Origin of the sequence: Microbulbifer sp. MKSA007 (genome assembly GCA_032615215.1) — a bacterium.
Lineage (GTDB): Bacteria > Pseudomonadota > Gammaproteobacteria > Pseudomonadales > Cellvibrionaceae > Microbulbifer.
In genome coordinates, this window is sequence record CP128433.1 from 4,469,425 (window position 1) to 4,483,183 (window position 13,759).

Sequence of the window (13,759 nt, forward strand, 5' to 3'; positions counted from 1 at the left end):
TCCCGGCCGAGGTTATGCAGAGAACGATTTTCAACACCCCTATTGTCACCCCAATCCTCCGCTTGGTTGCACGGGTGCTACTGAAGTTGCACGGCTGGCGTGTCAAAGCTGACGAGCAGTCTCTCAAACTAAAGCAGTACGTATTGATCGGCGCCCCCCATACCACTAACTGGGACGGCTATTACTTTATTCTCGCCGCACTCAAACTGAAGATGACCCCGCAGTGGATGGGCAAAGACAAGCTGTTTACCTTCCCCCTGGGTGGCCCCATGCGCTGGTTCGGCGGTATCGCCGTAGACCGCAGCAAAGCCAACAACCTGGTGGATGCCACCGCCAGGCAGTTCAAACTGCGCAAAGAACTGGTTATCGCTATTCCCCCCGAGGGCACTCGCGGTTTGGCGGAACGCTGGAAGACCGGCTTTTACCATATCGCCCGCAACGCCAGGGTTCCGGTAGTACTCGGCTATATCAGCTTCCCCAAAAAAGAAGTGGGCATAGGCCCGATAGCGCAATTCAGTGAAAACCTGGAAGCCGAGCTGTTGAAGCTCAAGGAATTTTACGCGGATAAAATTGGCAAGTTCCCAGAGCTTTACACCCCACCCTGCCAGTCGTAACACTCAGCGTAAGCATTTGAAGGGTGCGGTGAATACCGCACCCGGAAGAATCACTTCTCTTTTTCTGTCACATACAGAACCAGGCTGTGGCCAGTCAGCTCATAGCCGTGCTCTTCAGCGATCTGGCGCTGTAGCTCCTCAATCTCTTCATTGTGGAACTCGATAACCTTACCGGTATCAGTGCACACCATGTGATCGTGGTGATCGCCACGGTCCAGCTCGAATACGGAGTGGCCGCCATCGAAGTTGTGGCGCACTACCAGGCCCGCGCTCTCAAACTGGGTCAATACCCGGTACACAGTAGCTAGGCCGACATCCTCTCCCGCCTCCAGCAACAGCTTATAGACATCCTCAGCACTCAAATGCTGCTCACTAGTGCTTTCGAGCAATTGCAGAATCTTCACCCGCGGCAGAGTGACCTTGAGGCCAGCCTTGCGCAATTCCTGGTTTTCGTTCGACATGTATCAATATTTCCCGGCAGGATTTTAAAAGTTATCCGAAGTTGCCCAAACCCACAGCGGCCATTTATAAAGGATTCCGACCCTGGAGTCCCGTCTGTCAGCGAGCCAACTCTTCAGGTATTATCCCATGCCCTACGGAGTCAGAGAAACCCCGTACTGCTCACTTAGGGCAGAACTGGTAAGTGGAGGAACTTTTTTCTCCACTTGAGACTAAACTGACTGTTTGTAAGAAATCAGCGTGAGCGCTGCCGTTTGAAACCGAATAATGGAGCAATGAATGCCGCCTAGTCTGAGATTTCTCACTATCGCCTTCCTGTGCAGCTTGCTGGGAGCTTGCACACTCGTAAAATTCCCCGGTGTACACCGTATTGAGGTGCAGCAGGGCAATATCATTACCCAGGAGATGGTGGATCAGCTAAAGCCAGGGATGACGCGACGCCAGGTACAGTTTGTTCTGGGCACTCCGCTGCTGGAAGATACGTACAACCCCAACCGCTGGGATTACGTCAATCGCCTTCGCGACAAGAAAGGCAATATCACCCAAAAGACCTTTAGCGTTTACTTTGATGAAGACTCCCTGGTAGCCACCAGCGGCGACTGGCAGCCCACAGGCTGGCCCTAAGCGGAAGTCCCCTCGGCGCCTTTCTTCTTCTCAGCCATACGCTTGGCTTTCTCGGCGCGCTGCTTGCGCGCCTCTTTGGGATCGGCGATCAAGGGACGATATACCTCAACCCGGTCCCCGGGTTGCAGGACATAACTCTCCGCCGGCGGTAGCCCCTTACTCCCCAGCACCTGGGCAAAAATACCCATCTTTGCCGTATCCGGATCAACTTCGGGATACTCCTTGGGAATTCCCGAGCGAATTAGCGCCTCCCGCGCAGTGGTACCCTCAGACACCAACAAACGCATTAATCGCTGTTCGTGGGGCAGTGCGTACACCACCTCCACCGAGATTGTTTTCTCTTCTGTCATTGGGGTTTCCCGTAAACTTCTTCCGCGCGCTCACACATAACCGCGACCATCTGGTTGGCCAGGTCACTGAAAATTTTTCCTGCAGCCGCCGCGATCAATCGATTTTTCATCGAAAACGAAAGGGTAAAACTCACTTTACAGGCATTTTCAGCCAGTGGAGTAAATTCCCACAGTCCCTCGAACTGCTCGAAAGGACCATCCACCAGCTTGAGCGTCATCGACTTGGGACGCACCAGCTGATTGCGGGTCACAAAGCTCTGCTTTATACCCGCGCGCGACAAATCCAGGCGCGCCTCTAAAGTGGTGTCATCGCTGTGGATAATCTCCGCAGCGCGACAGCCGGGTAAAAACTGTGGGTAACTGGCCACATCATTGACCAGATCAAACATTTGTTCCGCGCTGTACATGACCAGCGCACTGCGTTCTATTTCAGTCATTCCTACTGTCTAATCCAGTCCATCAGGCAAAATCACCTGGGATTACCGTTGAACGGCTAATTTTGCCAGCCGACGCTACTCAAGCAAGACAATTCCTGTAACAATCGCATTTTTTACCGGTGGGCCACATTTAGCCCCAACCGCAGTAACAAAAAACAACAAGCATTCATAAAAAATAATAGCGAGAGTACTTATGACCGCAGAGAGAGAGCATTTTGGGTCAAGGCTGGGCTTTATCCTGGCCGCCGCAGGTTCCGCCGTCGGTATTGGCAACCTGGTTGCATTCCCTGTAGCAGCCACCAAGAGCGGAGGCGGTGCCTTCTTACTGGTCTATGCTCTCTTCGTATTCGTGATCTGCCTGCCGGTGATGATGGCGGAACTCGCTATGGGACGCCGCTCGGATAAAGACCCTGTCGGCGCTTACCGAGAAATTTCCAAAGGTTCCAAGCTGTGGAGTATTCCCGGCTGGCTGGCCCTGATCACCCCATTTATGATCGCGGTTTTTTATCTGGTAGTCACCGTTTGGGTAATGGGATACCTGGTAGAAATCTTCTCCGGCAACCTGGATAAGCTCGCCACCCCAGATTTCTTTATCCACTTTATCAATACACCCACGGTATTTATTTACCTGGTAGTGCTGATGTTAATCATCAATGCCATTCTCGCTATGGGCGTTAAAGACGGTATCGAACGGGCCGCAAAAACCCTGATGCCCATGCTGTTTGTAATGTTATTAGGGCTGGTGTTCTTTGTACTGACCCTGGATAACGCCGCCCTGGGCTTGCAGTACTACCTGGTACCCGACTTCAGCAAAATTGACGGCAACGTAATCAGCAAAGCCATGGCCCAGGCCTTCTTCTCCCTGTCTCTGGGAATGGGCATCATGATTACCTACGGCTCCTATATGAAGAAGAAGGACTCCATCCCCGGTTCTTCCCGTGCCGTAGCGATTACTGACACCTTGGTAGCCTTTACAGCCGGTCTGCTGATTTTGCCGAGTATTTTCCACTTCAATCCACAAATCGATCCGGCAGAACTGAGCGACTCCTCCGCCGGTATGATCTTCCTGTTCCTGCCGAAGATATTCCTCGCTTTACAGGACGGAATCGGCTACATAGGCGCTAGCGCAGTAGCGGCCACCTTCTTCTTCCTGGTACTGGTTGCCGCAATCACCTCGCTGGTTTCCATTATCGAGGTGCCCATTGCCACCCTCCGCGACGAGCGCAACATGGAACGTAAGAAGGCCATCTACATCGTTGCGGCAGTTCAATTTGTGCTGGCCATCGCTTGCGCCGTATCATTCGGTATGGCCACTTGGTTTACAGAGTTTGTACAACTGGCCGGCGCAAACAAGTCGTTCTTCGATTTGGTGGAGATCATCTTCTACGACACCATCCTGCCTTTAAACGGCCTGCTGGTATGTCTGTTCGTGATCTACAAATGGAAGAAATCCAATTTTGATAAAGAGCTGCAAGAAGGTGACAGCGACTTTGCAGGCTCGTTTTCGCAAAAATACGTTAACTTCTCCCTGGGCACTTTTATCCCATTGATACTGCTGCTTATCTTTATCAATACCGTGGCCCTGAAGTTTTTTGGACACAGTTTTATATAGTCACTCGTAGTTTTCATGGCCAAGAAAAAGAAAGCACAAACATCCAATACCATCGCCCTCAACAAGAAGGCCCGCCACGACTATTTCATTGAAGAAAAGTTTGAAGCGGGCGTTGAGATGAAAGGCTGGGAAGTCAAAAGCTGTCGGGAGGGCAAAGCCCAACTGACCGACAGCTATGTCATTTTTAAAAACGGGGAAGCCTGGTTGCTGGGTGCCAACATCCAGCCCCTGCCCAGCGCCTCCACCCACTTTGTCACCGAGCCCGACCGCACCCGTCGCCTACTGCTCACCAAGCGCGAATTAGCCAAGCTGATCGTCGCCGTTGAGCAGAAAGGTCACACAGTGGTTGCCACCGCTATGTACTGGAAAGGGCATTTGGTGAAGTGCGAAGTCTGCCTGGCCAAGGGTAAGGCGAGCCATGACAAGCGCGAAACTGAGAAGAAACGCGATTGGAACCGCGAAAAGCAGCGCCTAATGCGCTCGACGCACAAATAGTGCACAGTGAACCATTAGAAGAATAATTACGGGATTTACCATGAGTGCACCGCGAGGACAGTTCAGCTCGAATATTGGCTTTTTGATGGCCGCGGCGGGTTCCGCCGTTGGTCTCGGCAATATTTGGGGCTTTCCAACCAAGGCCGCCAGTAACGGCGGCGCCGCCTTTGTAGTCGCCTACTTATTTCTAGCCTTTGCGCTCGCCTACCCAGCCCTGATGGCGGAACTCACCATCGGCCGCCACGCGCGCCGCAATATGGTGCAAGCGCTGCGCTCCATTTCCAACGGGCCCATCAGCCGCTTTTTCGGAGGCCTGACCGGCTTCGGCGGTATCCTGGTGGCCTCACTTATCCTGAGCTTCTACGCCATTGTGGCGGGCTGGATGGTCGCGCACCTGGCCGAACCTTTCGCCGGCCTGTTCGGCGCCCAAGAGGCAGCCCAGTGGTTGGCCGGCAACAGCACCGATCGCAATATGATCATGACCGCTATCTTCAGTGGTCTCACCATGCTGATTATCGCCAGTGGTGTTGAGAAGGGGATCGAGCGCTGGTCCACCCTGTTGATGCCATCGCTGATCATCCTGTTATTGCTATTGATCTGCTACGTACTCACCCAGCCCGGCGCCCTGACCGGCCTGGAAGTGTACCTGATGCCCAACTTCGACCACTTCACCCCGGATCTGCTGATCTCCGCCATGGGTCAGGCCTTTTTCTCCCTATCCCTGGGTGTAGGCACCATGCTGATCTACGGCTCCTACCTGAGCCAGCAGGAGAGCCTGCCGCGCCTTGGTGCCCTGGTAACCCTGATTGATGTGGGCATCGCATTTACTGCAGGCCTGTTGATCCTGCCCGCCATGTACGTAGCCCAGGAAGCCGGTACCCAGATCTTCTCTGCCGACGGTTCCCTGATCGCCGGCCCGAGCCTGATCCTGCAAGTGCTGCCCGCGCTATTCGACACCATGGGTGAAGCCGGGATATTCGTCGCCATCGCCTTTTTTGCACTGATGGTTATCGCCTCCCTCACCTCCTCCATTTCCATGCTGGAAGTGCCAGTGGCATTCTCTATCGAGAACCTGAATATCCCCCGCCGCATCGCCACCCCGATCGTTGGCCTGATCATCTTCGGCGTGAGCTGCGGCATCATCTACAACTTCGACGCCCTCTTCGGACTGGCAGTCAGCATCAGCACTGAATACGGCCAGCCCCTGCTCGGCATTGCCTTGTGTATCTTTGCCGGCTGGATTTGGCGCCGCGACCAGCTGCTGAGCGAACTCAAGAAAGGCCATGAAGATATCGAAAACACCCTGTTCTGGAAGATCTGGCCCTGGTATGTGCGCATCGTCTGCCCACTGCTAATCCTGACCGCTTTCGTACAGTCCATTCGCTAAACTGATCTCTCTCCCGGCGGTACCCCACCGCCGGGAACTCCCCGCCTTCCCAAGCACTCCCTCAAAGCGCCTGACTAAAGCGACTCTGATCGCACAAATGGCGAATACATAAAATTTATTGCTAACGTGAATTTTGAGGTATACTTAGATGACACACGAAAGTGTTTCTTATCGGGGATGACTTGGATTCGACGCCGGTGACGAAACCTTGGGTGCATGCCGAGATGGCAGCGAATCTCGTTAATCCAAAGCTGTATTTTATTAGTTGCCAACGACGACAACTACGGTGCCCAACTCGCTGCGTAAGCAGCTTGTGAAGCGCTAACTAAGGGTTCGTCCCTTAGCAGTCTTCAGCAAGGTTCCAGTATCGCGCTGTAGACTGTTATACAGAACTGGATCGCCGCAAGCCATACTCGTGGGTAAGCGGTTAAACAACTTACGGGATCGCCCTATACGTCCTGACCGCCGGGCTGTAATGGGTTAAATCAATAGACGGAGCTAAGCATGTAGAGCCTCTGGCAGAGTGCTGACGGACGCGGGTTCGACTCCCGCCATCTCCACCAAATTGCTGTCTCAGACAGCCCACGAAAGCCCCGCAAACCTAGTGTTTCCGGGGTTTTTGCTTATCTGGGCCATCCCAATTAATCTAACCCAAATCCAGCCATTGCAGACCCTACTGAAATCGGGCGCCTACTAACTGCCATAGACGACCCCAATAGTAAGAGCAGCCCTAAAACTACCCCCTCTCTTACTCTGCCCGCTAGAGAATTGCGAAACTTGAGTGGACGGAAATCAATTGGGATGCCAAGCACATAAAACTGCCCAGCGAAAAATGAAAATGGGCCAGCCACACATTAACCCTCTTGCTGAACAGGCTCTAGCCCTGGTCACTGGGCTATGACAATGAAACCATGACCGTCCCGGCTCCCGTGCAATGGCCCGTACTCTATTAGACCGCGATACCCGGCAGATTTAATTTAGAATTCGCGTTTTCATCAAGCAAAAACCTGAATGTGGCACATTCATCTCAAGTCAGAGAGGTGGAACACATTCTTCAATGGATTTACGAGGATAAAAGGATATGTCCATCAACGAACATGCAACCAAGATACAGGTGAGTCGACTGGTTAACACCGCTCTGACAGCGATTAAGGATAAAGATCCAAGGTTTGATCAGACTCTGGTTCGCACTCTGGATCAACTCAACTTAATCAGCCGGAACCTGAATACCGCCAAACATAACGTACAGCACTTTGGTGGAGTGATGACGGCCGGCGCTCATGGACAAAACGCCTACCGAGTCAATCAATCCATGAACTCGAAGCTTGGAACCCTTTCATCACTTGAAGACTTCCTCGCAGAAGAGTGGAAAAAGCTTGGTAAAGCAGTTGACGCATATAGGACACAGCTACCATGGGAAGGCAAGACCGAATTGGAACTCCTGGATATGCTTGCGGGAGAAATCGAGTCGTTCGATAAATTACTTAAGAAAAACGTCATTCAGGTTCCAAAGCACCAGACCAATCCACACCAAACGATGACCCTTCAAAGAGAAATCACGCAATTAAAGGCAATACCCGCTCATACAGCGCCAAGTATGCTTGTCTTAATTTCCATCGGCCTTCGTTTATTTGCAATGTACGTCGGCTCTATAAGAGTGAATAGCAATAGATAATCTCGATTTCTCTTTTCGCAGTTCGCTAGGCGCTGGACATTTTTAATCCGACAGGCTCAATGCTTGTCGGAGCCTTCTAAATAAGCGGGGCAAATCAAGATTGTGTTAGGAATACCCATATTTCTACCCATTAACCTGGTTAAAACAATACCTTAAAAAAACCACTTAGCCACTCACCTCATAAAGAACAAAGCCTCACCCATCGATCATGTGATGCACTCCTTACAATACTCACGAGCTGCACCTATACACGAGAGAAAGGTTTATCAACAATCAAGCAGGCCGCTCGCCTGTTGACATCGATAAAGGTTTTTTCCACATCAGTAAGAGCCCCCGGAATGCCTACTGAGTCATGACGCATAGAGAGAGCCTAGGACACAGTTGAGCTGGATAAATCATGCGCCAAATTGGAGCTACTTTGCTCTAGTGATTAGGTTATCTGAGCTACTTTGATTAATCCAAATAAAAACCGAGCAAATACGTTAGCTACAACCAACTATTCAACTCCCGTCATCTCCACCAAATTGTTGTCTCAGACAGCCCTATTCATTCAGAGGGACTAGAAAAATAAGAAAATCAGTATGGAACTCCAGCATTTATGAGTTACCCAGAGCCGTTAAACATGACTTCTTGATCAAATTTGCCCTAAACATCGGTGATGATCAGCTTATCGAGAACATCAAACAGTTTCTTACCGGTTATAGAAAGGAGCACCCCATCAAGCAACCTCTAGTAGGGAATAGGAGAGAAAAAATACTGAGAGGCGTTCGAGCGCAAAAGGAAATGCTCCATCAGACCTTAATATACTTTTCAACACAGAGGAAAACGTCGTGGCAATCTTGACTAAGAACGCCCCTAATTTCTATAGGGGCTCCAAATGATTAGAAAAGGGACTCGTGAATGCAAAAAGTTCCTTTCCTGACTTGCCATTACAACAAAGCTAACTAATCGCTCTCAAAAATGCCGCCAGGTATCATGGCACCAAGACTAGATAAAAATAGGATATAGCCATTTCGACTAATTTTTGCTATTTCTGGTCAAAGCACTCAGGAATAATCATGCTCACGGAAATTAACCGGTACTGGAAAACTAACTTTTTGGTGCTGAGCCTCTTGATCAACTTGTCCCATCAGACCCACTACTACGCTCAAAAGCGGCCCCGGATAGGCCTTAATCTCACTTTCTGAGACTATTATTCTGACAAAAAATGATACGTCAGCACCCCAATCGCCTTCTTATCAGTTTACTTATTCATAAACAAGTGGAAAGTGTGAGTTACGAGCATTTTATGCTTCAATGGAAACGCCCCACTACCAAGCCTTCTGTGATTTATAGTTTTTCCAGAGTAAAGCCCCCTACCACTCCATAGAATTGGTACATTTTCGCAGCCGCACTGGTAGTTTCAGTATTGAAAAAAACTTTCAAGATACCGGTGTAAACCCAAACCAACCCTATTGAAATTGAAATCGCAAATAGCGATACCACAGTACTAGATAATTTTATTTAAGACTTACCCATCTGATGATAAACTCGCGATCAATATTATTAAATACCTTTTATAAAAAGTTAAAAATAATGATTTTCAACAGCGCCGAACCTATGCATAGGAAAAATAACTTAAACTAAATTTATCTCCTCACATCAAGAAGCGCTGAAACCAGAAAAATTATAAAATGCCAGCATACTATAGTAGGCATTCTTTTGCGGATATTGAGAAGAAAATTTCTGGAGTCTTTTATATACCTGTCAGGGTGGTTTTCACCATCTAAACGTGTCTTGAAAAAGCAGAAAAATTATAAAAAAACCTATAGTTTACACACATCACAGGTGTACTGTATCACCTAGGGCAAGGGTCTTAAAGCATATAAATATGACAGCAAGCTTCTACTTTCTCTACCTTGAAAAATAGCATTACTCTAATTACTGTGAATCACCACGAAAACATTCAAGGCAGCAAGAACTTAAATTAAGTGATTAGCAACGTCAGAGAGTCCTAGGTTGAATAGGCCATATGTGATCAGGACTATCGAAAAAGGCGATGGCCCAGGTGCGGCAATAGTTTTGGCCAGACTTTTACTGAAAAAATAATCACTACCAGTGAGAAAAGAGGCGAAAAATGTTGGTATTGAGAAGCAACTGATCCGTTAATTGGGCTCTTAAAATCTGACTTTCTGCGACCAAGAAACTTCCTTAAAGGCGCCCTCGGTGATGTGTTCAATCTTTTCATGGCCTCATGCACCTGACATTTAAGAAAATGAATGATTAAGGTACTTTCACAGTTTTTTAAGCCTTAAACTCACGCTCGCTGACAATATGGCTCTTTTGCATACGCCTTGAAAGCTGAAAATCCATGCTCCCCCGTAATAGAGATGAGTGTTTGTTTCTTTAGGGTCGACTACTTAAAAAGGAGGTTAACTATGCATGTAAAACCGATTCTGCAGTATCTTACAGTGACCACTTTGGTTGCATTACTGCAGCCCGCGGCAGCCGACCCGGGGGAAAAAGCTTCAGAGCCTCACTCTCTGCAATTGAGCGTTTCCCCCGAAGGCCTGCCTAGGGCAGAGAGCAACAGGCAAACCAGGCCGGAGGTTATCAGATATCGTTCAGATGAAGAGGTGCGCATTATCATCGAACTGCACGGACCTTCCGCTGCGGAGCAAGCTGGCTTGCAAGCATCGGACGCTGTCGGCACACAGCGGGATATGCACGCTTTCGCCGCCCGGCAACAGGAGCTAGGTCTGCACCAGCAACAAATGGTCGCCAAACTTCAACAACACAAACTGATTTCAAGCCACCGCCACCGCTTCACTCGTGCAGTCAACGCTATCAGCGCAACCGCCAGGGTGGATCTGCTGCCCGCTATTGCCGCCATGCCTGAGGTGCGCGCCGTAACGCGAGACCGGCAGGTACGCGCTTTTCAGACCGAAAGTCCACAGCAGGTACGCGCCCCCGAGGTATGGGCTATGCGCGACGCGCAGGACAGGGCCATCAAAGGACATGGAACCAGCATTGCTATTATCGATACCGGTATCGATTACACCCACGAAGATCTGGGAGGCTGTTTCGGCAGCGGTTGCCGCGTGGCTGGTGGCTACGATTTCGTGAACGGTGATAGTGATCCGATGGATGACGACTTCCATGGCACCATGGTGGCCGGCGTGGCTGCGGCGGTGGCACCCGAAGCCAAGCTCTACGCCTACAAAGCGCTGAATAGCAATGGCTTTGGTAGCGAGAGCGACATTATCGCCGCCATTGAGGCTGCGCTGGACCCAGACGGAGATCCGCAAACGGACGACGCAGTGGACGTGATAAATCTGAGCCTGGGCGGCGCCGGTGGAAACAACTCGGCTGCGTCCGTCGCTGCCAACAATGCCATGCGCGCCGGTGTTGTAGTGGTCGCCGCCGCCGGCAACGACGGGCCTCGTCTCAACTCCATTGGCAGTCCCGGTTCCGCAGAGGAAATAATTACCGTGGGCGCGGTGGATGGGGCGGGCAACTTGGCGGACTTCAGTTCTCGAGGCATGTTCGGTACCAGCCTGGACCTGAGCAGCAATAGCATCAAGCCGGAGATGCTCGCACCGGGTGTAGACATCACCAGTGCCAACCTGGGCGGTGGCCTCCGCACCGAATCAGGTACTTCTTTTGCCGCGCCCCATGTGGCAGGAGCCGCAGCACTACTGCGCCAGCTGCATCCTGAACTAACCAGCGCCGAGATCAAGGCGCTACTGGTCAACCGCGCCTCGCAAGTGGCCGGCAAAATGGCCGAGGTGGGCAACGGGCAGCTAGATGCCTTCGCGGCTGCAAGCGCTCGTTTTCTAGTCAGCCCGCCAACTCTCTATGCAGGGCACTTTGGACAGGGCGCTCACAGCCAGAGATCCCTGCAGGTGACAATTAAAAACCTAAGCGCTCCTGTAGAATTCACAGTTGCCGACGGGGATACTTTTCCCGAGGGCGCCGACTTGGATCTTTCCACCGACCAGTTCGATTTGGAAGTGGGTTCGAGCAGAGCCGAGCTCGTCGACCTAATTGTCGATCACGGTCAGGTGCCCTACCATGAACCGCTGGAAGCCGCCTACGATTCAACGCTTGAATATTTATCTGGCGATGAGCAAGTGCGTCTGCCTGTGGCCTTTCATCGCGCAGGGGTGCTAGCCATGCGTGAATCTGAAGCGCCAGGGGACCTCTGGTACTATTCTGCACATTTGTTCAATGAGAGCTGGTCTGCTTGGGGACAGCTCTCCGATTTCGAAAGTGCTGAACCAGTCCTATATATGGCGGTGCGTGACGAGCCTATCAATATTCTATTCCGTACGTACGTTTTTGCTGATGAAGAGCAGTATGACGTCTGGCACGCATTTGAGAATCGACCCCCTTCGGATGGTGAATTGGTAGTGCCTGCAAGAGTTAAAGGGGCAGGTATTCCCCCTCTGCAAACAGAAAACGGTGAGACGCTCCTGTTTATGGATCAGGCACTTGAACTCACCTACCCCGAAATTCCCGAATTCGCTTTACACCTGAATTACAGTGGGGATGTGCCGATGGCAACCCTACGCAACCTATCCGACAACTTCCATGTTAACTATATGGGCCTGGCGGAAGAAGGGAGCGCCCCCCAGGACCGCAAGCTGTATACGGTTAAGCACGGACAACAGGGCATGTCCGAAGATCTGCACTTCGATCTCAGTAATCCCGGTAGTGTGCAGTTGCTAATTGGCAACCCACTCTGGAATCAGGAGGGCTATGCCATAGGTTACGGGCTCCCTATGTACAAAGCATTTATAAACTGGTGGACGACACCGAGCGAGCTGACCCATAAATCATCACTGCTTACTTTGCATGGACGCGAGGAGGATATTACCGCTTGGCCCACATTTTTGAATTTGCATGTACCTTTAGGGGAAAATTGGACTACGGAGACCCACAGCTACGATATTTCCATTGGCCGCACGGTCTACCGCAAGCTGCGGCGTAGCGATGAAGACTTCACTATCCCCGAAGTAATACTGGAGCGGTCCAGTGGAATCATGCTTATGGGCCAGGGGCCCATGTATTTTTCCGGCGGTCTGCGCAATAACGGCGGCAATCACCGCTTGCTCCCCAGCAACAATGGCAACCTTTTTTCAAGCTGGATAATGGACAGCTGGGGAAACGGCTATAGACCAGAGTCCAAATACCGCGCCCTTTGCCTGCCCGGTGAAAGTGAATTGAGTAGCGACGACTTTATTCCAGAGTACCTTTTCTTCGCCGACAGCCAATGCACCTCGGTGCAGATGGATGTCGAATACACCACGTCTCTCGGTGAAGATGAATACACTTCCAGCGCCCGGATACAACTCAACAACCTAGACAATGCCACCGCGCCGCGCATCGCCATGCTGGAACTGCTGGACGACGGCGTAATTTCGCACTATGCGCGCCATAACGCCAAGCTGTATTTGTCCTTCGAAAGCCAATTGCCGCTCGACTCTGTGACCACCGAGATGGCGCTGAACGGGGGTGATTGGTTACCGCTGGAAACCGCACCAGAAGACGGTCGCTACCTTACCCTGCTGCCCGAAGTGTCGGAATCCTCCGTCGTCGACCTGCGCATTGCCGCCACAGACAATGCCGGCAACAGTGTTCAGAACACGATTCGCGGCGCCTTTGTACTGGGCTTAGATGCGGCAACGGTAGTGGATACCGATAATGACGGCGCTGTAGACAGCGAAGATGCCCAACCCTTTAACCCCCGCTTCCAGCAGGGATCGAGTTCCGGTGTGAAGTTTAATTCGGGAACTGCGAGCGATCTCGAGGCAAGTCCCGGCGAGAAGGATGTGGTGGTACAGGCATTTAGCCTGGAGACGGACGTGCAATCGGAACTCAACAGCCTGACCTTACAAGCATCCGGCAGCGGAGATGACGGACTGGAGATCGCCCAAGCAAAACTCTACCTGGATAAAAACAGCGACGGAGTCCTGAATGAGAGTGACACCATGCTTGCCAGCAGCAAGTTTGAAGCAGATGACAGCGAGCTGACTTTCCAAGTCGACCTGCCGGGACCGCTGGCGCTGGAGTCTGGCGTGAGCCATTTCATCGTCACTTATGATTTTGTGCAATGAAGGAGCGC

General features: G+C 51.3%; 10 protein-coding genes and 1 other RNA gene. 8 read left to right on the forward strand and 3 right to left on the reverse strand.

Annotated features, from left to right (window positions below; translation table 11 throughout):
• Window positions 1-14 precede the first annotated feature (14 nt).
• Entirely contained in the window at window positions 15-614 is a 600-nt protein-coding gene (locus QT397_22820) for a 1-acyl-sn-glycerol-3-phosphate acyltransferase (GenBank protein WNZ55648.1), read from the forward strand.
• A gap of 50 nt (window positions 615-664) precedes the next feature.
• Here QT397_22820 and fur read toward each other — a convergent pair whose 3' ends face one another.
• Window positions 665-1,075: a ferric iron uptake transcriptional regulator gene (gene fur / locus QT397_22825; protein ID WNZ55649.1), complete on the reverse strand. Its 411-nt coding sequence runs from the start codon at window positions 1,073-1,075 to the stop codon at window positions 665-667.
• A gap of 277 nt (window positions 1,076-1,352) precedes the next feature.
• On the opposite strand from fur, the gene QT397_22830 reads away from it, so the two are divergent.
• Window positions 1,353-1,697, forward strand: a complete 345-nt coding sequence (locus tag QT397_22830) for an outer membrane protein assembly factor BamE (protein WNZ55650.1) — start codon at window positions 1,353-1,355, stop codon at window positions 1,695-1,697.
• On the opposite strand, the gene QT397_22835 is transcribed toward QT397_22830, so the two are convergent.
• Window positions 1,694-2,047 (reverse strand): RnfH family protein, encoded by a 354-nt coding sequence (locus tag QT397_22835; protein ID WNZ55651.1) that lies wholly within the window; start codon window positions 2,045-2,047, stop codon window positions 1,694-1,696. The two genes, QT397_22830 and QT397_22835, sit on opposite strands and share 4 nt — an antisense overlap.
• On the reverse strand, window positions 2,044-2,484 hold the full coding sequence (locus QT397_22840) for a type II toxin-antitoxin system RatA family toxin (protein ID WNZ55652.1): 441 nt from the start codon (window positions 2,482-2,484) through the stop codon (window positions 2,044-2,046). Before QT397_22840 ends, QT397_22835 begins: the two co-directional genes overlap by 4 nt.
• Window positions 2,485-2,677: 193 nt before the next feature.
• Here QT397_22840 and QT397_22845 point away from each other — a divergent pair, with 193 nt between their 5' ends.
• The 6 genes from QT397_22845 (at window position 2,678) to QT397_22870 (ending at window position 13,751) form a co-directional block, all read left to right on the forward strand.
• Window positions 2,678-4,096, forward strand: a complete 1,419-nt coding sequence (locus QT397_22845) for a sodium-dependent transporter (protein ID WNZ55653.1) — start codon at window positions 2,678-2,680, stop codon at window positions 4,094-4,096.
• 15 nt (window positions 4,097-4,111) lie between these two features.
• Window positions 4,112-4,591 carry an SsrA-binding protein SmpB gene (gene smpB / locus QT397_22850; GenBank protein WNZ55654.1) on the forward strand — a complete coding sequence of 160 codons (480 nt, stop codon included), beginning with the start codon at window positions 4,112-4,114 and terminating at the stop codon, window positions 4,589-4,591.
• 40 nt (window positions 4,592-4,631) lie between these two features.
• On the forward strand, window positions 4,632-5,978 hold the full coding sequence (locus QT397_22855; GenBank protein ID WNZ55655.1) for a sodium-dependent transporter: 1,347 nt from the start codon (window positions 4,632-4,634) through the stop codon (window positions 5,976-5,978).
• 173 nt (window positions 5,979-6,151) lie between these two features.
• Window positions 6,152-6,541: a transfer-messenger RNA gene (ssrA, locus tag QT397_22860) on the forward strand.
• Between the two features lie 518 nt (window positions 6,542-7,059).
• Complete coding sequence (locus QT397_22865; protein WNZ55656.1) at window positions 7,060-7,653, forward strand: hypothetical protein; 594 nt, start codon at window positions 7,060-7,062, stop codon at window positions 7,651-7,653.
• Between the two features lie 2,417 nt (window positions 7,654-10,070).
• Window positions 10,071-13,751, forward strand: coding sequence for a S8 family serine peptidase (locus tag QT397_22870; protein ID WNZ55657.1), 3,681 nt, complete (start codon window positions 10,071-10,073; stop codon window positions 13,749-13,751).
• Window positions 13,752-13,759 lie beyond the last annotated feature (8 nt).

Bases quoted from the DNA above. Each gene is read 5' to 3' on its own strand.
- QT397_22820 (WNZ55648.1), top strand. From the start codon at position 15: ATGCAGAGAACGATTTTCAACACCCCTATTGTCACCCCAATCCTCCGC.
- fur (WNZ55649.1), bottom strand. From the start codon at position 1,075: ATGTCGAACGAAAACCAGGAATTGCGCAAGGCTGGCCTCAAGGTCACT.
- QT397_22830 (WNZ55650.1), top strand. From the start codon at position 1,353: ATGCCGCCTAGTCTGAGATTTCTCACTATCGCCTTCCTGTGCAGCTTG.
- QT397_22835 (WNZ55651.1), bottom strand. From the start codon at position 2,047: ATGACAGAAGAGAAAACAATCTCGGTGGAGGTGGTGTACGCACTGCCC.
- QT397_22840 (WNZ55652.1), bottom strand. From the start codon at position 2,484: ATGACTGAAATAGAACGCAGTGCGCTGGTCATGTACAGCGCGGAACAA.
- QT397_22845 (WNZ55653.1), top strand. From the start codon at position 2,678: ATGACCGCAGAGAGAGAGCATTTTGGGTCAAGGCTGGGCTTTATCCTG.
- smpB (WNZ55654.1), top strand. From the start codon at position 4,112: ATGGCCAAGAAAAAGAAAGCACAAACATCCAATACCATCGCCCTCAAC.
- QT397_22855 (WNZ55655.1), top strand. From the start codon at position 4,632: ATGAGTGCACCGCGAGGACAGTTCAGCTCGAATATTGGCTTTTTGATG.
- QT397_22865 (WNZ55656.1), top strand. From the start codon at position 7,060: ATGTCCATCAACGAACATGCAACCAAGATACAGGTGAGTCGACTGGTT.
- QT397_22870 (WNZ55657.1), top strand. From the start codon at position 10,071: ATGCATGTAAAACCGATTCTGCAGTATCTTACAGTGACCACTTTGGTT.